This window comes from Dehalococcoidia bacterium (assembly GCA_028711995.1).
Lineage (GTDB): Bacteria > Chloroflexota > Dehalococcoidia > SZUA-161 > SpSt-899 > JAQTRE01.
On the sequence record JAQTRE010000042.1, the window covers coordinates 1 to 22,373 of the forward strand.

14 protein-coding genes and 2 tRNA genes are annotated in these 22,373 nt (G+C 52.9%); all 16 read right to left on the minus strand.

Features of this window, described 5'->3' with window-relative positions:
• Positions 1–611 precede the first annotated feature (611 nt).
• Positions 612–688 (minus strand) — tRNA-Val (locus tag PHV74_07655).
• A gap of 395 nt (positions 689–1,083) precedes the next feature.
• Positions 1,084–1,839: a dihydrodipicolinate reductase C-terminal domain-containing protein gene (locus PHV74_07660; GenBank protein MDD5094238.1), complete on the minus strand. Its 756-nt coding sequence runs from the start codon at positions 1,837–1,839 to the stop codon at positions 1,084–1,086.
• A gap of 692 nt (positions 1,840–2,531) precedes the next feature.
• Positions 2,532–3,977: a hypothetical protein gene (locus PHV74_07665; GenBank protein MDD5094239.1), complete on the minus strand. Its 1,446-nt coding sequence runs from the start codon at positions 3,975–3,977 to the stop codon at positions 2,532–2,534.
• A gap of 44 nt (positions 3,978–4,021) precedes the next feature.
• On the minus strand, positions 4,022–5,332 hold the full coding sequence (locus tag PHV74_07670) for a hypothetical protein (GenBank protein MDD5094240.1): 1,311 nt from the start codon (positions 5,330–5,332) through the stop codon (positions 4,022–4,024).
• A gap of 130 nt (positions 5,333–5,462) precedes the next feature.
• Positions 5,463–6,599: a hypothetical protein gene (locus tag PHV74_07675; protein MDD5094241.1), complete on the minus strand. Its 1,137-nt coding sequence runs from the start codon at positions 6,597–6,599 to the stop codon at positions 5,463–5,465.
• Positions 6,600–7,150: 551 nt separating this feature from the next.
• Positions 7,151–7,579, minus strand: a complete 429-nt coding sequence (locus tag PHV74_07680) for a hypothetical protein (GenBank protein MDD5094242.1) — start codon at positions 7,577–7,579, stop codon at positions 7,151–7,153.
• Positions 7,580–7,998: 419 nt separating this feature from the next.
• On the minus strand, positions 7,999–8,745 hold the full coding sequence (locus PHV74_07685) for a response regulator transcription factor (protein ID MDD5094243.1): 747 nt from the start codon (positions 8,743–8,745) through the stop codon (positions 7,999–8,001).
• A gap of 301 nt (positions 8,746–9,046) precedes the next feature.
• Complete coding sequence (locus PHV74_07690) at positions 9,047–14,644, minus strand: C25 family cysteine peptidase (GenBank protein ID MDD5094244.1); 5,598 nt, start codon at positions 14,642–14,644, stop codon at positions 9,047–9,049.
• 140 nt (positions 14,645–14,784) lie between these two features.
• Positions 14,785–17,028: an IPT/TIG domain-containing protein gene (locus PHV74_07695; protein MDD5094245.1), complete on the minus strand. Its 2,244-nt coding sequence runs from the start codon at positions 17,026–17,028 to the stop codon at positions 14,785–14,787.
• A gap of 337 nt (positions 17,029–17,365) precedes the next feature.
• Positions 17,366–19,054: a MopE-related protein gene (locus PHV74_07700; GenBank protein MDD5094246.1), complete on the minus strand. Its 1,689-nt coding sequence runs from the start codon at positions 19,052–19,054 to the stop codon at positions 17,366–17,368.
• A gap of 36 nt (positions 19,055–19,090) precedes the next feature.
• Positions 19,091–19,933 carry a hypothetical protein gene (locus PHV74_07705; GenBank protein MDD5094247.1) on the minus strand — a complete coding sequence of 281 codons (843 nt, stop codon included), beginning with the start codon at positions 19,931–19,933 and terminating at the stop codon, positions 19,091–19,093.
• Between the two features lie 243 nt (positions 19,934–20,176).
• Positions 20,177–20,249, minus strand: a tRNA-OTHER gene (locus tag PHV74_07710).
• Between the two features lie 21 nt (positions 20,250–20,270).
• Positions 20,271–20,519 carry an excisionase family DNA-binding protein gene (locus tag PHV74_07715; GenBank protein ID MDD5094248.1) on the minus strand — a complete coding sequence of 83 codons (249 nt, stop codon included), beginning with the start codon at positions 20,517–20,519 and terminating at the stop codon, positions 20,271–20,273.
• Positions 20,520–20,662: 143 nt separating this feature from the next.
• Positions 20,663–21,178 carry a hypothetical protein gene (locus PHV74_07720; protein MDD5094249.1) on the minus strand — a complete coding sequence of 172 codons (516 nt, stop codon included), beginning with the start codon at positions 21,176–21,178 and terminating at the stop codon, positions 20,663–20,665.
• Positions 21,179–21,217: 39 nt separating this feature from the next.
• Entirely contained in the window at positions 21,218–21,778 is a 561-nt protein-coding gene (locus PHV74_07725; GenBank protein MDD5094250.1) for a hypothetical protein, read from the minus strand.
• A gap of 92 nt (positions 21,779–21,870) precedes the next feature.
• The coding region (locus PHV74_07730; protein MDD5094251.1) for a hypothetical protein at positions 21,871–22,373 on the minus strand (503 nt) is incomplete at its 5' end.

Sequence of the window (22,373 nt, forward strand, 5' to 3'; positions counted from 1 at the left end):
GCCAAATCTCATCAACACTACTATTACATGTGTTCCAGGAGAGATAAGCAGGGTAAAGAGGCTTGCGGAGCCAAAATGCTCCCGAAGGAGCGGCTGGAGAGGCTCATCGTGGAGCAGCTCAAAAGGAGGGTCTTGGCGGATGACTGCATCGAGGAGTTGGTGACCATAGTCAATGATGAGTTGATGTCGGCTCATCACGGGTTAAGGGCTAGGCTGGTCAGCATCGACGCCGAACTGAGAGATGTCTCCCTGAGGCTCTCCGCTAACCACGAAGCGTTGGAGAAAGGGGAACTCAGACTATCAGACCTGGCTCCCAGGATACGGGCATTGAGAGACCGACAGGATGAGTTGAATAAGGCCAGAATTCAGGCGGAGGCTGATATCGTGGTCGAAGGCGCGGAGAAGCTGGATCGGGAGAGAGTGAAAGCGCATGTCCACGATCTCAAAGCCATGCTGACCGAATCGGATATAGCGGGGAGCAAGGCCTTTCTTCGTTCTTTCGTGAAGCGGATAGAGGTGGATGGCGACAACGTTAGACTATGGTATAAACTGCCGCTGCCTGCCGGAAGCAAGAAGAAGGAAAATTCTGAGGTTCTGCCTATTGATACCTATGGTGGGCCCAGGAGGACTCGAACCTCCGACCTTACGGATGTGAACCGTACGCTCTAACCAGCTGAGCTATGAGCCCCGAAACGAATCTATTTTAACCCCAAAAGCCTCCTTTGTAAACCGGCAGTCTCTTCCGCTATGAGGAGATCAAGTGTGCGGTACAAGACTCAGCCGATGGGGCTGATGTAATTCGTCAGCAATGGTTGACCGAAGAATCTCCGATGATCGGGATTGAGATTCTTCGCTTTGCTGTTCAGAAACTCCCTGCCTGCAAGGGGAAAAGCCTTAATCCGTTTCCCTGGTGAAAACCGAGGCCCAAGAGCGACTGGATTCCGGCCGGAGTTTACCCCGTACCCGATACGGGGCCGGAAAGACAAATGGGCGTGATGGACTTGTCGCACAGAGTTTCTTGCCGGGCGCATCCCGCCACGCGGAATTGGGAACTCAGAATGATATTACAAATATGACCCAACACTAGGCAAATGCCTTAAAGTAAGGTATTAGCAAATCTTCCATCGAATACAGTCCATTTCCTTTGGTAACAACACTCCTGGCAGCAAACAAGGCCCCATTACCAAAAGCCTCTCTTGAAATTGACTCATGCATCAACCGAACAGTCTGATACGGAAACCCAAATAGGATTTCGTGATGCCCAACGATACCGCCGGCCCGGATTGTTTTAATAGACTCTTCTGGGAGATTTAGAGCATAGGCAATCTTTTTTGCGGTACCGGAAACTCCCATTTTATCCTTGAAATGCTCTTCGATTATTTCGATATCTGCATGCGGCGCAATATTCTTGAGAATTTTTGCGGCTACCATCAGGAAATTAATGCCAATGGTAATGTTGGGCGACCAGACGATTCTTGTCCGGGCTGATATTTCCCGAATGTAATTGATGGTTTCAGGTGGGTACTCTGATATCGCACTGACAATTGCCACTCCTCTTTCTGCAGCATCCTTGCCATAGAATAATATCCCTTCCGTAGATGAAAAATCGACTATGACATCTACCGGATGCTCGTCAAGAAGCCTTTCGGACGACCATTCCTCTATGGAAAATATTAGCCCCGGGGCATCAGACTCTATACCCAGAAACTCTGGAACAGATCGATGCTGAAGTGTTTTTGATTTTCTGACCACCCAGGACAGATGGACCTCCTTACTTTGAAGCAACACAGAGGCCACAGCTCTACCTGCTCGTCCAAAACCAAATAGTCCAACTTTCATACGAGCCTCCTATACAAACTAACCCGAGAGTGGTTGTTGTGCATAACGTCTGGAACTCTGCCGCTACAAACCGATCTACCAACTATGCGTTTTTGTGGAAACCTACTCTTGGACGCTAGTATCATGTACCATCAGTAATGGCTGATAGTATTGGACGGCTTAGTGGTTACGAACTCCCCCATATCCCCCTCTTTCGTAAAGAGGGGGAAGCGGCAAAGCCGCAGGGGGCGTTAGATGACCGAACAGTCACGCACCCAGTCTGTTACGAAAAACGTAGTGTTACTGTGTACTAGCCCAGACTCAAAAAAGAGCCCCCTTACAGTTGGGCAGAATGACTTATTATACCTCATTCATTCTTGCTATCTTGATACAAACTCATGGAATAGTCAAGAAAAAAAGACACACCGTTAAGAAAGCGCTGGATTAAACAACAGCCGCTCCCCTCTCAAAACTATCCCTCCAAATATCTCAGATATAAGTGCAGCCTGACACCGAACCGCAGAGAAACACCCGGTTAGTAAATGGGACAGCTTAAAAATCAGAGGAGGCTATTTTGTGTGAATGATAAACGGACGTCTTTTGCCGGGATGCATCGCCTATTTCAACTGCGGGACCACGAGGGTGAATAGAATTCAGGGAAGTTTCTTGCATCACTTATTAGAGAGATTCCTGCACTATTGTTCTTGACTGTCTTAAGGCACCGCCACAGGACTCGCCTTCATGAAATTCACCGCCAGCAGATTGTAGTCTGAGATATCAACGATCCCGTTGCGGTCAAAATCCGCCGCCAGATCAGAGGTCATGAACGCTGCCTGCAAAATGGCGAAGTCCAGAGAATCGATGGTCCCATTGTTATCGGCGTCCCCTTCCAGCAGAGTGCCCATGTCCAACATATTATTTGGTCCCGCCGCAATGTTCACATCTCTCATCACATTCAGCAGGGCATGTTCGCTCACGATGGCAATATCATAAGCGCCGGGAGCGATGCCAGCACGGGTGAAGGTGGCGCGAGCCAAAACGACATCATACTCAGAAGCGCCCATGAAGGCATAGACCGGTTCATCATTCAATACATCTGCGTCGCCACCCAACGGTCTCTCAAAGAGCCTGGCTGTTACCGGGACAATCCATCCAGCGTCAACGGGGCGGTGAGCCCCCTGGAGGGTCATCTGCAATTCCACCTCTGCGGTCTCCTCTGGTTGAGGGGCGCTGGCGGAAATGGTGAGCTTGCCGTTGTAGGTATCCGCCTGCTGGCCTGCCGGAATATCGATGGAAGCGCTCAACGGTGCAGTGGAGGGTGTGCTATCTAAGGACTGTACCAACGGATTGGCGAATGCTACGTCAGCGACGTCGATTGCCTTCTGTTCTCCCATGAAATCGATATCCAGGGGTTTTATCTCCTGCCCGTGAGCCGCCCCGACCATAGGGTCAGCGGAAAGTGTAAAGAGGCATGGCACATTACCAATGTTCCGTACGGTGGGCTTTGCAGGGGTGGACATGTCAGCATCGCCGAGGGTAGGCAAAGTGGCCGGTGTGGTGTTGGTGTGGCCGAAGTCCAATCCGGCAAAGTCCAGCACAAACGCTACCAGGCCATAATATTCGAAACTGTTGCGGGTATAGGCTCCTTGAGTGCTATTGGTATAAGTGATGCGGGATGTGACGCCATAGATGCCGGGAGCATCATAGAACTGAAGATCACAGGCGAAGTCGTCGCTCAGGGCGAGGTAAAGCAAAACCTCCCCGTTGCCGATGGCCTCGCGCTGAGCCGCGGTGATCAGGCCCGTGTCACGGGCCGCGTCCAGGTCAGGTGTCACGGTGGAAGGGTCGGTCAGGGTTGCGGAAAGGGTGCACTTGAGAGTACCATCGGGATGGTAAACTTCCACGTCGAGAGAGTCTACCTGCGTTTTATCTCCTGTCACGGTGATCCAGCAACTGAACGACTTTGACATACCAGGGTCCGGCATGATCTGGGTTCCCGGAGCAGAAGAATCGTCATCCGGGAGGGTCCACAGCATTTGGATCTGCGGCATGCCACCTCCATTGGCAGCGGCGGGTCCGGCCCCGACGAGCCCGGCAACCAGCAAGCACCCTGCCAGCACTGCGGCTATCAGCTTTGGTAGATGCACTTTATTTCTCATGGTTACACCACCTAATTCCTCGCAAGCCTCGCCGGATCGATGTTCTATGACTTGCCCCGGGCTAGTTTCTTCTTGTATAGAAAGCCACCCCCGAGAAGGACAACGGCCGCGATAGCCACGATCAGGATGATAATTCCCGTGGAACTAGATCCGCCGTCGTCTTGTGTGTCATTGGTAGGGGCGGCGGGAGTCGCGTTATCCCCCGCCTGCGTTGGAGTTACATCTGGTGCCGGAGCTGATGGCGTATTTTCCGGCACGGTGACGGTTGAATCTTCTGTGATTTTGAAAGCGAGGGTTCTGACATCCGTGGTCTTGCCCTCGTAATTGATGTATCCTTTGATGCGGTATTCGCCCGGCTTTTCAACCGGGACATAACTGGCCAGAGTAGCCGTATCTCCCACGGCAACTTCGATGTCATCACTCTCCATAGTGTTGAGCAACAGACCGTCAAGATAGACTTCGCCATGGAACTGGGCCTTAGTGACAATTTGTCCCGTATTATGGAAGATGGCATTTATCTTTGCCAATCCGCCTATCGCCGGGTCGGCATCTAATGCCAGAGACTCTAAAGCCCCTTTTCTGGTGAAAGTCCCCGGAGGAACGACTTTGAAAGCCACGCTCTTGGTCCCCAAGGTCTTGCTAGCAATTGACACAGTTACTTCGGCCATGTAGTCACCCACCTTGTCGGCAGAAGTCTCCCATTTGATCGGAATAGTCTCTTGTAGGCCGGGTTTCACCGATACATCGACATAACTGAACTGCTCTATCGTCTCATCTTCCTTGGTGATCTGGCAATCGATCTTGGGTTGTGCAACAACATTCCCAGTGTTCTCGAAGAGCACATCCATCACCACAGGCATACCCGCCTCGGTGTCACTTGCCCTAACACTTCCCACCAGCCCATCTAATATCTGAACGCCAGTGACGGTGATAGTAAGGACTGAAGAAGCCTGCATGACTGTGGATGCACCCTCGGTGATCTCGACAGGAGCGGTCTTCGCATAAATAGTGGCGGTATAAGTGCCATTGATGACATCCGACGGTATATTCGCTTTAATCATGACGACGGTGTTGCTCCGCCCCGCAATCGAGAGGCTCTGGATTGGTTCTCCGGTGCGCCAGTAATAGAAACTCAGCCAAGTGGCTGCTGGTCCAACCGCCTCCATAATGTAGGTAGTCTGAGTGTCGCTGGGATTGAAGACGGTCACAGCAGTGCGATACTCTCCGCCTCGAAGGGCATCCTTTATTCCCACGGTTGGTGGGCCAATGGCAACTCCGAGTGCCAAAGCACTTTGGGGAAGCAGAAAGGCAAATAGAAGTATCAGGCAGGCTGCCAAGACGGTCACTCTTCTCATATCGGTATCACTCTCCAAAAAGTTATCCGAGGCGCACGGGCCGTTTGCCGGCCCGTGCGCCTTCCTTACGTTTGCGGTGGTACACAAACAAAGATACCTGCCGCATCAGCCCAAAGCTACACTTGTAGAACTAAGGGCATTCAGGACCACCGATACCTACAGGCGTCCCACTCAGCGAGAACGGCTCAATAGAAGCACCAATGGTCATCATGCCTGTGTGAGTCCCGGTACCCTTAATGACCTTGATGGAGAAATCCAGCTCATCTTGGCTGGATAGGGCAAGGTAATTTGGTAACGTTGTTTCCTCTTCAGGCATGTATATGACTTTGTACGCATCATCGTTCCCCATACGAGCGTCGAAGTTCACGTTCCACGTTCCAGTTACATCTTTACTAAAGTCCATATCGTCATTTGTTACAACAACATGCGCCCACGTATTGCCGATGTTGCGCACAGTAGCTCCGTTGGCAGCACCGAATCCGGCTGGCTGCGGTGCCGGATCAGCAAAGTCGGTATCACCGGCACGCATGACTTCCACACCGATGCTGACCGGTCCGTAGTTGATGCTATCAAAGTCGACTTCAACAGCAGCAACCCCGACGTATTCGAAGTAGTTTACCAAGGGAGCTGAATAATTGTCGTCCCAGTCCATAGCAACACACTCGACCTTGTAGTCTCCCGCAGGTTGCTCATAGTCAATTTCAGCTTGACCCATCCAGAGAGCAGCTGTGCCCTTCGTCATCTCAAAGATTACCTCATCCAAGTCGAAGGTTGGATCGAAGGTGATGAGATGAGCGTTGAATGCATCTGTCACAATATCCCTGGAAGCCTGGTCAAATCCGATCTTGGTGAACGGTATTTCATACTTGAAGAGAGGCCCCAAGGGATCCGTGCTTGTGCTGTAAGGCGCAGGTGAGCCTTCGGGATGAAAGACATCGACCCAGACTTGCTGGACATTGCCCATGTCTTCAGCATCCGTCACAACTGCGTAGTAGTATATCGTCTTGGTTGCGCACTTGGCCAAGGGCGGCAGGAACTGGGAGTCCACCGAATTGGCGCCTGTGTCATACAGCGCATGGGTGACGTCGCCGGATTCCAGATCAGCACCAACGGTGGTATCCTGTTCCCATTTGCACTTGACCACAGGGATATTTGCGCCGCTTGTACTGATGGTGACCGATGTTCCGATATCGGCAGCCAGCGCCACTGGAACAGCCGTAGCCAGCAACGCAACAATGACTATCATCATGCATATCATCTTTTTCATTTTACTTAAATCTCCTTTTTTATTTGCGTTTTGATCTCTCTGGTATCTGTGCGCAAATCGACTTTTCGCTTCCCGGTTCGACCGTTCGTTTCTATTCACCCTCGCCCTGCAATCAGGGGGTGAGGGCCGGCACCGTTGCACTCCATTTCCCGGAGTGGTATATAATGATAGTGGGGTCAAGTGTCAAGGAAGATAGCCCCCAATGCCTCTCAATGCAAAGGGCTATCTGTGGTTTGTTCCCAAAGCGCCATGCCCAGGAATAAACCCGGCTTGACCCCAATACCTCATATGCCCTCCTCCGTATGGCTCTGTGCCGCCCAACCCGCTCTTTTCACCGGCGAAGGTGTTTGATTCCGGGCTTTCTGGCGATAGTCTCTTCGGCACATTTTTGGTTTACGCTTGCCACGTCCCTTTCAGACTAGGACGTGCCCTAAGCCATGATCGACCTGAGTTCTCCACCAACCACGGTAACCCCGTTGCAGGGTTCCCTATGGCTTGTCTCTTGAGAACCATGGCATTTACTTGGCAAAAAACATTCTTCATAACCCATCTCAGTTCTTGCGGCTTTCCGCACACTGCGGGTCCAAGTGTGACAGATAAGAGTATTTCAACCGATGCCTTCGAAACAGCGAATGAAACCTGGCGATCAATTCCGCGGCGCTCACCGGGAGCTTCAAACAGACATCCGCACCCGTCTCCAGCATTCTCTGCATATCCTCATCGCGTTTGCAGAGGGCCAAAATGGGCACATCCGTATTGCTTCTCACCCAAGCGCACACCTCAGCGCCCTTGGGGGAATCATCAATCACCATCACCACATTAGGCGGCAAGAGAATGGGATGATCTTCGCTGCCTAAACCCGCAGAGGCATTCACAACACGGAATCCAGCACTCAACAGAGCTGGAACCACGCTCTGCATCTCCTCATCGCAGGGGTGAAAAACAAGGATTTCCTGCATAGCAATACGAATATACCCCATCAACATTACCGGTTGGTTGGCGGATGTCTTACCAAAGTGCGGCGGAAAGTAAAGAATCGGTGAACATTCGGTAACGCAACCCTAGGCCTAATAATGGACGAGGGCCCTCGGGGGAGGCAATGCACGTGGCGTGAATCTAAGGAACCTCTAACTGAGTGGTGCAGGACGCCTCATGCCTGGGTCTGCCATAGACTAGATCAGGGGTCAGGGGGTTGATTAGGACTTGATCGGAGCTTCCCGAATAAAGGAAGCTCGAGCACAAATGGAGTCCGCAAAGGATACAAGATACCGCGTTTGGTCGGAACGAACCGGAGTTTGGCGGAGATCATCCTCAGTAAATGTTCTGATAAGGCCCAGACCAACCTTCACCGTTAAATACCGGACCGCGGGCGATCTAGCGGATATTGAAGGCCTTTTCCCTACTCTTCGCGTTTCGAGGAAACGCCTTCCTGTTTCAGGCTGATAAACCTGTAACCATATCCCCGCTCATTGAGGATACTGTGTGTCCCTCCATTGTTTGCCAGCTTGCTCCGGAGGTGGGAAATGGATTTTCTGATGGTGCTGGATGTGAGCTCATCGATGTTGTCATTAGCCTCCTGGCGTAGCATATCCACCGTCACAATCCTGCCGTTATTTCTCACCAGCTTGCAAAGAATGCCATATTCCGTTGGGGTAAGATGCACCGGCTCCCCCGCGGCGAACACCTTCTGAGCAGAGAAGTCCACCACAAGATCATTATCCACATACGGAACCGGACTGTGCTGATACGACGCATATTTACCCCAGCGGCGCAACACTGCATTGGTCCGAACCATCAAATCCAGGGGACGGAGAGGTTTGATGATGAAATCATCGGCGCCCAACTCAAACGATTTGAACATGTCCATTTCGTCACGCTGCTCGCTGACGACGATCAGAGGCACATCCGAAAAGAGGCGAATCCGCCTTATCACCTCAAATCCGCTCATATCGGGCAGATCGTATATGTTCAGTATCACAATATGAGGCAATTTGCTATCTGCAAGATGTACCCCCTCCTCTCCGCCTCGGGCAGAAAACGCTATGCAGCCCGGCCAGCGTAACCCAAAACCCAGCAAAACGGTCTCTTGCATTGCATCAAGCGAATCAATGACCAGTACTCTAAGTTGATGATTAGTGTTATTCATTAGATACCCCTCAGCACTCTCTGCGGTTTGCGGCCCTGAGCATGGGCCCAATACAAAACTGGAAGCGCAGACCTTCCCGATTCTGCCTTAGTAGTTCAAATTCTAGAATATGCTTCATCAAATGTCCACCGGTCAGGCCGGTTTTTTGGCACAATTGACCAAAACTCTACCGAAACTTTACCCGCGCGGCGCTGAAATCCTCTTTGGCAACAATCCATAGAAGCTCTGACCGGCTCTAAATATACCGGCATGAGAAATCCGGCGCCGCTTTCCCGATCCTTACCCAATCGGAATCCTGTTGTTATGGCACCTCCGCCGGACTGGTTTTCATGAAGTTCACTGCCAGCAATCCAAAATCCGCGATATCAACGATGCCGTTGCGGTCAAAATCCGCCGATGGATCAGAAGTCATGAATACGGCCTGCAAGATGCCGAAGTCCATCTCATCAATGGTGCCGCTGTTATCGGCGTCCCCCTCCAGGAGCGTGCCCATGTTCACCGGCGTACTCGGCAAGGATACGCCCACGCCGCGATTCACGTTCATCAGAGTGGTGTCGCTGTCCACCGTGATATCATAGGTACCCGGGACAACTCCACCCAAGGTACAAACGGCAGCGCCACCAACTTTCCTCGTTGTGGGGTGGAACTCAGCCACCAGAGTGGAAGTTCCCGGCTTGAAAAACTTGACCGTAAGAGGGATTACCCAGCCCGCATCGGGGCGGGAAGAGCCCTGCAGAACAACGGATATCTCAACATTTGCCGGGACCACACATTGAGTCAGCCACTGGATAATGTTCAAGGCGATCCGCTCATTGTCATATTCATAGAGATCCATCAGGTAATCGCCGTCCACATCCTGATTAGTGAAGAGGTTTCCGTCACCGATAGCGGCAACCCTTCCTTCTCCCAGAGTGGAGGCCGCCATCACAATAGGACCACGAACCAAGGGGTCAACTCCATCAAAAGGCGTCTCTTCCGACATGGCCAGATTTGAAGCATCTGCGGACGTTATGGAAAAACCGTCCTTTAATGGAATCTCGGAACTGGGCAGCGTTAGAACATGTCCGCCGGACCGGGCAATGGCGAAGGCATCGCCGGAAAGAGTGAAGGAACATCCTCCATACTCGACCACCGTCGCGACATCGTCTCCCACAACCGCGCTATCGAATTGCGAGATCAAAGGCCAGAGAGAATTTCCATCGTTGTTGATGCCATCCTCAACCACATCATCACCAAAGGAGAGGCCAAAAACGCCACCAATCTGGTTGACCACGGGATAGATTCCCTTATCCTGGGCATAAGACCCCCACTCCCCGAGGAGCAATACGCCTCCACCACCCCTCACATACTGGGCGATGGCGTCGATCTCGCCTTTGGAGTAAGCCTGAGTCGGCTCCGGAATCACCACCGCATCATAGTTACCGAGAAGATCGATTGTTATCGGCCCTGTTGTGGCCTTATCCACTTTCATTCCCCGATACCGAAGAAGGTCTGCCCAGTCAGAGTACCCGCCTCCAATGGTGAAGGCCGCATCCGCAGGGGCATGGCTTTCATCAAAGAGTATCTTACACTTGGATGGTTTGACTACCTCGATGCATACAGGTACGATGGTGGGATTCTCATCGGGGTCAGTGTTCTTTATCCAAATCTGGGCACAATATTTGCCCAGCGCCAGTTTGGCGGCATCTATGCTCAGGATGATCTCTTGAGCGCTGCCGGGTGCAACTGATCCATCGGTGGGAGCCTCAGCCAGCCACGGGCAGTCCTTTCCGGCGTCATCCTCATCCCACAGTTCGAATTCCAGATTGCTGCAGTGGGCATCATTGACAATGTTGAGGGTGTACTCTGCCACCACACCCTGCGCCACCACCAGATCAAACTCCGGCGGCACTACCCGGATATCCGGTTGATCGGCCAGCACGGTGAGATGAACCGGCACGATGGTCGGATTCTCATCCGGATCATCACTAGCGATGCAGATTTCGGCATAGTATTCTCCCGGGGTAAGGCTGGATGCATCGATCTGCACGGTTATATCATCATAATTAGGGACAGCTGTGGGTATTGAGCCTGACTTGGGTGTTTCGTCCAGCCATGGGCAATCGGACGGCACCAGCCAATCGAACACATGGTTGGCCATGAGGCGGTTATCGCCATACTCCAGGTAGGCCCCCCAGAAGTAGTCATCGGCGATCACCACAACCCTCCCGCTTCCCGGCTCGGCGCAGGCAATGCTCGGAAGCCCGTTATGATCCTGAACAACCGTATAGGCAGGCGATGCCGCAGATAGGGATTGGAGCGGGGCCGGCAAATACAGGTCATCCACGCTCTCTGTGATAGCATGAGAAAGAATGTTCGTGGTGTAACCGGATGTTCCGGGCGTGCCAGTATACGTAATTCCAAACAGTGACGGTAGCACGCTGGACCCGCCGGGCTGGTCCCCGTAAACGAGCAATCCTCTGCCTTTTTGGACCCACGCCTGGAGGGCACCTTTCTCGTCTGCCGTCCAGACCGCCGGGGTATTCCAGTCTTCTCCCACCCAGAGAATATCATACGGGCTCAGCAGCGCCTCGGTAATCGGACCCTCTGTGAGATAAACAATCGATGCTCCCCGCTCGATAAGATCGGCCTTGATCATATCGAGCTGAGACGGGTTCTGATCGGAATGGATGAGATCGAAAGCAATCGTCACGCCGGAAAGATCATCCAGAGAAGACAAGTCCAATTGGCTATCGACACTATCGACAAACTCACCGATGATGGCCCCATCCGAGTCTGGAGAGGCGCTATCGGTCACGCCGACAGTCATCGATGTTCCGCCCAAAGATTGCGCTGCCAATGCCACACCGCCGGTAGCGCCTCGATCCCTCAGTTTGTAGTGGAGAGACCCACCTCCCACGTTGCTGATGCGTAACGTCTCGATATCTGAGTCTCCGCAGGTCAGGTCCACATCAAAGCCCATGGGGTTCACCGATAGATCGGGATAGCCTTCATAGTGGTAATTGACCGGCACAAAAAGCTCCAGCAGCAGCGCATCCGTATCCTTATGCTTCATCTGAAATCTGAGCTGGTCCACGGTCACTTCGCCATCAAAGATAGTGAACCAACCGCTGCCACTGCCGCTTCCCTGCTGATAGTCCGGGGACCCACTGGAGGTATACTTCGGTGTCAGTGCACCATCGGTGAAGGGTCTTGCAAAGATATGCACACCGTCGTCCTCACAGCTATAATAGTCGAATTCGATTTCGATATTCTGATCCCACTTCATCGTTGCCGGAGAAGGAGGGCTGATCACGATGTTGTGGATGGAATAGCCATAGTTGAACTGCACCGGGACAAACAGCTCCAGAAGCAATTCATCCTGTTTATTGTCCTCATCCAGGCTCCAGATACAGAACTGAACCCGATCCACTGTCACGTTGCGAGACGTCCCGTCGTTGTAGGAGTTGATGGTGAACCATCCGCTCTCATGACCATCGGGAGTAGGACATACTGTAGATCCGTGAGCACCATATCCCGGTGTGCGGTCATCACCGGTATATGGTCGCACGAATATCAGGACACCCTGCTCATCAGTGGTGGTATAGTCGAACTCGGCAAAGACTTTTTCGCCATTGCATAAAGAAGCGGGGGAAGGGGGATCAAAAACGATGTTGAAGATCTTGTTGGTCAAGGGCTCGATGCTGGTAGTCCCCTGATAAGGCACATAGTTGTGCTTGGTAACAGTGATCTTCATGGTGCCGGTCGAATCGGGAATGAAATTGAAAGTGGCCACTCCCGAAGCATTGGTGTAAGCCCATGTATAGACACCACACCCATCAATGACCACCAGCGCATTCGGCAACAGTACGTTAGAAGCATTTCGCACCGTGACGCTCATAATGCCTGTGCTCACTGAGGCTGGATGGGTGACATTCAGTCCGATTGGCGCGCTGGTCCAGACTTCGGTTGCCGGGTCTCCCAGCCAGAAGTAGATGCGAGAGTTATCGGCGGCATACGAGTCAGGCCCGTACGTGTCGATCAGCTCAGTATTGGCATCATTCGATATCCAGCCCACCGTGTAGATGCCTTCATTGCCAATGGCATCGAAGAGATTTATGTCAAAGGCGTTATTGGGCGTGGTGTAGGATGGACGGCTGGCTCCCAGAAATGCGATGGCTCCCTGATCCTGCATGACAAAGGCTTCTCCAAGGCAGTCATCGGGAGAATTGTCCAAAGCATTGTTCATGCAAGAGATACTGAAGAGAACCGGCAGTTTGTCCCCATTGGTAAGGGCGTCGGCATCTGTAGTCCAGTAACTCTCTCCGGCCGTATTCCAGGGTGCAGATGAGTTGGCGCCATATTGTCCGCCCCAGAACGTTCCCCAGGGACGAGTGGAAGGATATCCAAAAGCGCCATGGCCCCGGTAGTTCATGATGCTCACCCCGGAGGTCAGATGGGCAGCCACAGTGGCATTGGTGGCATCATCGCCCCCATAAGTAGCAGAAGCGCCATAAGCAGTCGAAAAGGCAAAGGAATCCGTGCCATAAGTAGCCATGCGAATATCTTCACTGTTTTTCTGGTATTTAGTTGAGGGCCCTTCCTTATGCGCCATCAGCAAGGCGTTGTTGGCCCAATCCCCTGTGGGCGGGCTCTTCAAGTAATCGAGTATCTTGGTCACCTGTTGGGCAAGCTCGGTATCGTTTTTCACCGGAAGCCTTCCCACGGCCACATCGGGATAGAGGTCGGGAGTAGCTCCCCCGGTGAGACAGGCATACCAGTAGTCGCCAGGCAGGTCCTCGGGCAGAGCCCCTCCGCCCCAGTTGTCCTTCCAGGGAAGACAGGTAATATCTCCCACGAGCAGCACATACTCCAGCTCCGGATGGGCAGCGTAACAGCCGGAAATGATGGACTTGATGTCATCGGCAGTATATGCAGGGCCACTCCTCACCACGTAAGTATAATTCAGGCCGCAGGCCCGGTGCCAATCGAGCAGGGGTTGCAGAGTTGAAAGATATCCGCAACTATTGTGCAGTATCGCCAGGAATTTCACCGATGTATCGTAGGGCGTTCCACCGACCATTTCCCCGTCAACCTCGGCGCCCCCAAGCACCAGTTGACTGGCATCAGGAGTGGCCTTCCTGTAATCCGGCTGACCTTCGGTGATATCGAGGGAATCATAGTTCAAAAGGGATTGCCGGTACATCTGGGCAAACTTGGGCTCGACGGTCTTCGGCGCGGCCAGACCGTCGAGGTAGTCCAGCCTCACCTGGATGCGATCATAGACGCGAAGCTCGCCGGTTGCCGGATTGAACCTCACCGGACTAACCTGCAAGAGCACTACCGTTACATCGCGCCAGATGGCCGGTTCTTCCACCTGGACCATCTCCGCCGGATAGAAGGCATCCTGTGAGTAGAACGCCTCATCGAGGGCAAACTCGCCCGGTTGTTCATCATCTTTCAACGGCTTCTGCGCCGGGTAAACCATATAGCCCGAATAGCTGGAATAGGAAGCATCGGCTACCGTTGCCTGGACCGTGGCCCCATCGGGAATGCCGATTGTCTTCCGCACCACCGGCAACTGAGGCTTGCCCACCTCCTCGGTATTTTGGTATTCAGGGATGCTCAACAACTCGAAGGTCCGGCCATCGATCTCTATGGCTTCCTGCTCCAGGCCTTCAATATCGATATCAATGGTGATGCCAGTGCTATCCGCTTTCGACACGCCAACCGTTGGACTACCGGATGTCTGGTCAATCGGTTGTAAGTCACTGGGCTGGGAATTGATGACATCCACCCTGTTCATGTCTGCCGCGAGTATGGTTGCGGGCACCAGAAGCGAACTGACCATTATCAGCATCAGCAGCAACGGCACCAGCCTCGTGACGTTGCTTCCGAAGAATCTGTTCACGCGCTTCATGATTTATCCTCCGTGCTGTTTTGCGCTCAGGATGTCAACGGAATTGAAACCCCAGGTACGCAATGAAAATATGTTTCCAACCTTCAGCGCTCTCAGCGAAGCATTGAATACCGGTTTGATGGAATCTGTCCGTTCGGAGACTAAGGCACCTCCACCGGACTGGTTTTCATGAAGTTCACCGCCAGCAGGCCAAAGTCCGAAATATCGACGATCCCATTGCGGTCGAAATCCGCCGCCGGATCGGATGACATGAATGCGGTCTGAAAGATGCCGAAGTCCGTCACATCAATGGTGCCGTTGTTGTCGGCGTCTCCCTCCAGAAGGGTCCCCATATCAACTGGCATGCCGGAAACAGCAATGACCGCTCCCCTCTGGACGTTCATCAGAGTGGTACCACTCTCAACCTCGGTACCACTGTCAAGTGTGATATCATAGGTGCCGACAGGTATTGGGCCCACTGTGCATGCCGCCATGCCCTCGACCTTGTTGGTCATGGCCGGAAAGGTATAAAGGGGAGTGGCTGTAAGCACATTAACCCCCGGGGTGAAGAACTTGACCGTCACCGGAATCACCCAACCGGACTCCGGGCGGGAGAAACCCTGAAGGGTAATCAATATATCCACATCGGTTGTCATTTCCTCAACATCGAGGGTGTCAGAGTTCGCCGAGGTAAGGTCAGAGCTAGCGGCTGTCAGGGTGTAGCCTGTGCCAGCCAGATCGATGCTCAGGCCGCTGAAGGTGGCAATGCCATTGACGGCGTTGACTGTTTTTGTGCCCAAGAGAAGAGCCCCTTCCGTACCCGTGCCTGGGGTAATGCCCAAGGTAACTGCAGCGGTTGAGGTCGTCACCGTGTTGCCACTGGCATCCTGAACCGTCACCACGGGCTGGGTAGTAAAAGCTGTCCCTGCCGTGTTGCTGCTGCTGGGCTGAGTGGTGAAAGCCAGATTCTGCGCGGATGGCACCCCATAAATCCACTGGATACCCGCTATATCGTGAGCATGAAGAGTGCGCTTTGTCTGCCCTGAGCCGCCGTAACCATACATAACCTTGGTGGAGTCATTGGGAGTAGGGAGCTGGAGGCTGGGCCCATAAAGATCGCGCAGGCAAAGCCAGTGGCCAAGTTCGTGTGCGCCGATAGACTGCACATCATATTGATCCGATGGACAGGAGGATTCAGTGTTCCAGGCAAAGTTTGTACTAAAGGCAAAATCGCACTCTGTGATAGTGCTGCCAGAGCCCCACATAGTGGCTTCTCCCAGAATACCGGTGCCTAGAGCTTGCCACAACACTTCATTTTCGCCGTTCAGGCTTTTGGTCGTAGCTGAAGTGGCACCTCCATAGCTGAAACTGAAGTTGGCACCAGCGTTGTTCCAAGAGTTTGCCGCTGACTGCACTGCTGCCAGCCTGCCTGGTACGCCACCTTCATTCACCTCGTAGGTTAATGTGGGGCTGGCGCCAGCCCACTTGAGCTGGCCGTAACCGAAGGTGACGGTAAATGATGTGAGGTTGGACCAGGAGCCATGCTTATATACGGCTACCGGTCCGCTGGCAGCGGAGTAAGGATAACCGTCAATGATTGCGACAGGCACATAAGCCTCTATTTGAGTATCGGACCAAGAGACGATTTGAGATGCCATGTAAGAGTCACCATCACCAGATGTCTTAAAGTAGAAAGCAAGATGATCATTTGCCCCCCTGGTTCCAAAGTCGGAGCCGCTGACGGTTACCAGGGTATTGGTGCCGGCGGAAGCGGTGCTGGGAGAAATGCTGCTGATGGTCGGGGCAGCAGCGCCTTCTATTACCAGAGGCAGGGACTGCTCTTGAGGTATAGGCCGACCTGCCAGAGCCAGGTTTACATTTTGCCTGAACTCGTTGGGAGACATTCTGCTGCGAGTGCCAGCCTTATCTTCGGTAAACGAAAGCTTACCTTGAGAGCCCCCGTAAACACTCGAGGGCGAACCGGCGGCAAGCTGTTGCGGCATGGTCTCCAAGCCCATCCTGGCAAGCCCGCCGCTGTTCAGCTCTTTCAGAAACAGCCCTACCTTCTCACCTGCCTCAAAAACCGGCGTGTCCTCCACCCATTGCCAGCTATCGCCAACCTTCCCTCCGGGCACGATGATGGTCATCGTGTTCTTGCCAGCAGGTCCCTTGAGAGTGTCCTCGACCGAAATGACGACCTCCGTATATATACTGGTATGATCGGTATTCCAGTGGCTGCTGCTGCTAGCAACAGTTCCCACTACAATTGAGTCAGCGCCATCCGCCAACTCATCCAGACTCATTGAGAGCCTCAATGCACTGACATCGCCGCCAAAGCCAAGCACCAGGGCGATGGCAATGCCTAGAGATAAAGAGGAGGTTACCAGCCAACCGAGTCGCTTCATATTGCACCTCTCAGGAATGTGTCTGAGCAATCCGAAATGCCCCTCTTCGGGGTTGACCCCATCTGGCAGCCCCCACCGTTTCACTCACTTTTTCTTTGGAAGCCCTGATTACGTCCTGATCAACCCCCTGCCCCCCAATCTTGGGAGAAGAAGGGGGGATATGGGGGACACCCCCAAACCCCCGATCAGGTCGAGGGCAGGCCCCCGACAGGAGGAATCCTGCACCGCTCAATCAGAGGCTCCTTATGTGATCATGCAAGCGGAACGGCCCGTAAAAGAAAAGGGGGCAGAACTCAATCTTGCCCCCTTTATTGGTGACAGATGCGGAGGCTTGCTCCTAGCGCTCCGCGCCTACCTGTTTTCTCCTGAACCAGACGAGACCTGCCATGCCAGCCAGCCCTAAGAGGACCAGCATGCCGGTAGCGATTTCAGGAGTGGGATAGGTTGGGTAGTCTTCCACTTCGCCATCTTGGGCGCCTCCGGTAGGCGGCAGACCACCTGTGCTGCTCAGCCGGAATCTGGAGAAAGTGAGTTGCTTTGCCGCATCCGCCGGCACATTGATAATGAAGCTGTTGACAACCGGAAGCGAATTCGGAAGGGGTTGTGCGTTGAAAATCTGCTCTCCGGAATCGATCCAGTCCCCATCGGCATTCCAGTCGATCCAGGCATCAAGGAAGGCAGGTCCGCCAGCCGCATTGGTGAGACTGACGTCGATTTGTGCCCGCTGACCAACGACAAGAGGATTGGTAACAAAGACCACACCGTCTTCATCGTCGCGGCCAGCGGCGGGGTCAGCGGCGGGATTCAGGTCGTCTCCATCAGCGTTAGCCGTAGGCTGGCCATCGGCCTCTCCATCAATTTGAACACCGAGCATGAATCCGCTGACGATGCCGTGATTGGCACCCGAGTTTGTGTTCAGGGTTGGATAGCCGGGTGCGGCGGCTGAATCCGGAGCATCACCCCAGTCGAGATCATAGGTGGGAGGGCAAACCAAGTCGCTGCCGTTGCAATCCTGGTCGATGGTGTCGCCGCAGATTTCCGTAGCGCCAGGGTTGATGTTGGCGTTGGTGTCAGCACAGTCATCATTGTTGACGGAATACCCGGCAGGCAGCATTGTACCGGAGCACACATTCTCCTGAGTGGCATCCTTGGCACCGTATTCATCCCTATCGGCATCTACATAGCCAAGGAGCAATTGCCATTTTGTGTTATCCAGAGGTGCACAGTCGGTGCTGTCATTGACTCCGTCGTTGTCGTCATCCGGATCAACGCAATCAGCCAGACCGTCTGCATCGGTATCAGTGAAACCCTCGTCTTTCTGTCCGTTGCAGTTGTTGTCGATGCCGTCACAGCTTTCTTCAGCGCCCGGATGAACGGCTGACTTGCCGTCATCGCAGTCGGTGTTGTTGGCAACATAACCCGCAGGCGGTGGGCAGGTTGTGGTGGAGACTGCGGGATTCCCAAAGCCATCGCCATCGGCATCGGCATACCATGTTGACGACACTGTCACACTCCCATCAAGGATCCGAACGGGAGAAATCACAATCTTGTTCTGATCTTTCAGAATATATCTGCAAATAGTAACGTCAGTAGTGGTGCCGGACGGAGCAGTGGGGTTGATATTGAAGACGATGGTCAAAGCCGAGCGATTCACATCGGCCTGTGGATTTGTCTTGGCTTGACCTGTGGCGTAGGTAATCATATCCCCGGATGAGGAAAGATTTGGGCCAACCGACACGCTTCCAGCGCCAAGGCTGTTATTCTGCGTTGTATGCACCATATCTGGGGTCATGACCGTATCATCAAAGCATACATCAAATTCAATGCCACAGAGGCTGTACCCGGTGGCGTCCACCCACACGTCGATGGTTACGGTGCCTCCAGGGCATGCATTTTGTCCTGCAGGCACGATGCTCAGTGTGGGACCGGTTATGGCCGATGCCGAATACGGCATGATCAACGCCATTGCCACTAAACTCAACACCATGATGAAACTACCTAGCCTGAAGAGAGAATTAGTTTTCATCTTACCTCCTGTTTTCCCTTCTTTGATCGCTGGTCGCTATTCAGGGATCAGACAACTCGTGTTATATACTCCGGCAAAATCGATGAGGTCATCCAGGTCAACGTAGCCGTCGTCATTAAAGTCGCCAATAGCATTATAGTTTAGGTCTCCTACCTTAGAATTGTATGCTCCGGCAAAATCGATCAAGTCGTCAAGGTCAATATCGCCATCCGCGTCAAAATCGCCCTTACAGACAATACACACGCTGAGTCCCACAGTTCCGGGAATCACGTCGACCGGCTCAAGGAATTGCTGCGCAGGCGGGTCCGGAAGTATGATGCTGGATGTTCCATATATGCCGGTGACCAAGGTTTCATCCAACGGATCCGAAAACAGCGGATTCTTAGCCGGCTTGGTGAGGAGAGTGATCTTGGTGCAAGGGCTCCCGGTTGCATGCAACGCGCTAAAGGTTATGGTGCAAAGATCCACTGGCGTGTCCTCCGGGGCCACCCACTCAATTCCAGCAAACGGTTCAACATCTTCATTCAGCGGTACCATGCCAAAGATGCCCATCACACCTTCGGTGTTGTTTTTTATCCAACTGGGGGAGCTTGTAATATCTTTGAACGGGGTTCCAACATAGGAAACCCCAACAGGCTCGATATAAGCGGGATCATACTCAAGCCACACCTGATATCCTGCTGTGTAGATGTTACTTGTTCCGCTCACGGTCACATCAAAGGTGCTGGTTACCGACGGAGGGGACGAATAGTCAGGAACCAAGGCAAGCGTGGCTGTAGGAGCATCAGCAGCGGCAGGCGCTACTATGAGAAACAGGCAGAGAACAGTAGTAATGATTATGGCTACCGAAACCCTGCTGATGAAAGGATTCCTTTTCATATCTCCCTCCTTAAGTGCGATGGCATGTCTTACATAAGGTAGATAGCCTGAGCTTGAGGAAGCCACGCCCTCAAAGCCCAAGAAGTGACGATGGGCCCTTAAACGTCTCTATATAACCAAAACCGGCGCTTTCCGTCAAGGTACAATTCAGTAAATAAATGGTAAACGTTCCCCAGATAACGGGCAGTTTAGGTTTTAAGACTCAGGAGAAAGGTAAGGAGCGATACAATGGGCTTCAGAGAATGGGGAAGGGGGGACTCGAACCCCCAAGGGTTGCCCCACATGATCCTAAGTCATGTTGACTCTATCTCTACCCTTCGTTCTCAATCTTGGATTCTTAAACTTCACTGATTATTCTGACTCTGTCTGACTTCTTCTGTATTCTTCGTTCCTCAGCATCAAAGTCCCTCTTTCGTTTGAAGGCCTCTGCCGTTGCTCGGGGGATAAGCGATTTGCCTCCAAGAATGAGCGCCGGAATTTTACCCTCCTTAACCCACTGCCATGCGGTGATTCTAGATACCCCGATCACTTCCGCAGCTTGGGGAACTGTGAGGAAGTCGTCTCCAGTTTCGATTGAAATTCTCATGGCAATTTAACCATTGTTGGGTATCACCGAGCCTGTTTTTTGGGGAGGTAGGACCATATTAATACATCAAGATAAGGGATGTCAAATGGGGGAAGTGGCGTGTTGAGCGCTTAGGTATAAGCTTATCATATTTCCTTTGAGGGTTACGTACTAGCATGCTCACGAGTAAGTGCAGTGCCGGGGATTTGAGTTCGCAGGGATGTCCTTTTCACGGCTGCCCCTTTCCGTTTCACTTGCTTTTCCCACTCCTTCCGGAAAGCAACAGCTCTTTCGAAAGCCTCATCTTCGCCATATTTGTTTTCGCTGAAGAATTTTGTCGCTCTCCGTCCATCTGCCGTCTTGTATAAAACGGCATACCCCCAGTAAAGGATATCCCGGTTCCTCCGGCATCTCTTGAAGGTGCGCGATACCCCACACACACCGGTAGAGCAATTGGCCTGGGGAAATTCCTTGAAAGGCGCCGGCTCCATCTCAGGGTTCTCGATCAACAGCTTGACCTCATACTCTCTGGCCTGCTGAAGGGCGATATCCCGCCCGCCCCACTTCTTGTCGGAAAAGAAGCCGTTTATTTCCTTCCATGTGCCGTGTTTCTTGCTCCCCCTGGCGACCCGGACGGACCACCCGTGAGTATTCCTGGAATCTATTCTACTAATGGCCATGATTTACCCCGTTTCGCATGATAATGGCATTTCTCCTAATCACATATGGACTTCCAATCGCTTCAGGAGTTCCTTATCCTGAATATATGATATAACACATCCCCATGAGTAACGCCACATGAGCCCGCAGTGGCGGCACCTTGCCACTGGCAAAACCCCTTCGCTGGTGTTCTTCACAAATGCAAGCTCGAAGTTGTGGCTCTTGCCATTCCAGCCCGGGCGATACTCTTGTGTTTCTTCGGGTAGTTTGTTGCCGTGATAACAAGCAACGCTCAGAATAAAGCCGCTTTCCCTATGGTAAAGCTGGAACATCCCAGGGCTTTCAGCGGTCTCCGGGTCCGCGAAATCCTCCGTCCAGCCATCTTCGCCGGTTTTCCAAAGTCGCAGCCCTCTATCGTGGGGTTGATATTCCCCGATTCTGACATTGTCTTCATCAGGGAACGGAAGCCTCCAAAAGAGATCCATTGTCGTTGCCGGGTCAAGGCTGTTTGGTAATTTCGATACCTTGTTTCTGTCTTCATACCGCAGGTAGTACATTGATTCACAGGTTCCGATTTTGACTTCTTGGTTGTCGGACCTTCTTAAGGCATATTCTCCCATGATCTGTGTTCTCCTCTCTCTATTACTAAATCTGTATGGTCTGTCCGCTGCAGGATCCGGGTACTCTTGCGGACCCCGCAGCGGAATCGCAACTACGTTTTGGCTTTTGCTGTGGCTTTCTTTCGGGCTCTTCTGGCCGGTTTTTCCGCGGCCCCGGCTTCCGGTTCTCCTGGCGGTGTTTCCTGAGCCGGCGCTGACTGTTCTTGTGGCGTCTCATTGGCCTGAGTGGCCTCTTTCTCCTCCACAGCGACCGGTTTGGACTCTTGAGGCTTTTCTTCTTTCGTGGGAGTGTCCAGTACAGGCATGATCACCGCTATGCACTGGCCATCCAGGAAAACTCCCGGACGATCCGGCTTATCGAACCGGATATCCACCATCCCCTGTCTTGGTTTCAGGTAGCTCAACAGATAGTGGTAGTTGAAGGCAATGTAGCCGGGTTGCCCGTCAAGGGTGACGAATATCATGGCTTGGGCGGTTTCCTCATTGTCGCCGGTACTGATTCGCAGCTCATTGCTATCCCAGTCCAGCCTTACCTTTCCTAACCCATCGCCGGCCACGGTTGCTACCTGCAGGATAGCCCGGTAGAGATCTGGGG

What these genes read in the sequence shown, in the direction of transcription:
- PHV74_07660 (MDD5094238.1), bottom strand. Translation starts at nt 1,839, where the DNA reads ATGAAAGTTGGACTATTTGGTTTTGGACGAGCAGGTAGAGCTGTGGCC.
- PHV74_07695 (MDD5094245.1), bottom strand. Translation starts at nt 17,028, where the DNA reads ATGAAGCGACTCGGTTGGCTGGTAACCTCCTCTTTATCTCTAGGCATT.
- PHV74_07720 (MDD5094249.1), bottom strand. Translation starts at nt 21,178, where the DNA reads ATGGCCATTAGTAGAATAGATTCCAGGAATACTCACGGGTGGTCCGTC.
- PHV74_07690 (MDD5094244.1), bottom strand. Translation starts at nt 14,644, where the DNA reads ATGAAGCGCGTGAACAGATTCTTCGGAAGCAACGTCACGAGGCTGGTG.
- PHV74_07665 (MDD5094239.1), bottom strand. Translation starts at nt 3,977, where the DNA reads ATGAGAAATAAAGTGCATCTACCAAAGCTGATAGCCGCAGTGCTGGCA.
- PHV74_07715 (MDD5094248.1), bottom strand. Translation starts at nt 20,519, where the DNA reads ATGAGAATTTCAATCGAAACTGGAGACGACTTCCTCACAGTTCCCCAA.
- PHV74_07675 (MDD5094241.1), bottom strand. Translation starts at nt 6,599, where the DNA reads ATGAAAAAGATGATATGCATGATGATAGTCATTGTTGCGTTGCTGGCT.
- PHV74_07700 (MDD5094246.1), bottom strand. Translation starts at nt 19,054, where the DNA reads ATGAAAACTAATTCTCTCTTCAGGCTAGGTAGTTTCATCATGGTGTTG.
- PHV74_07680 (MDD5094242.1), bottom strand. Translation starts at nt 7,579, where the DNA reads ATGGGGTATATTCGTATTGCTATGCAGGAAATCCTTGTTTTTCACCCC.
- PHV74_07725 (MDD5094250.1), bottom strand. Translation starts at nt 21,778, where the DNA reads ATGGGAGAATATGCCTTAAGAAGGTCCGACAACCAAGAAGTCAAAATC.
- PHV74_07705 (MDD5094247.1), bottom strand. Translation starts at nt 19,933, where the DNA reads ATGAAAAGGAATCCTTTCATCAGCAGGGTTTCGGTAGCCATAATCATT.
- PHV74_07685 (MDD5094243.1), bottom strand. Translation starts at nt 8,745, where the DNA reads ATGAATAACACTAATCATCAACTTAGAGTACTGGTCATTGATTCGCTT.
- PHV74_07670 (MDD5094240.1), bottom strand. Translation starts at nt 5,332, where the DNA reads ATGAGAAGAGTGACCGTCTTGGCAGCCTGCCTGATACTTCTATTTGCC.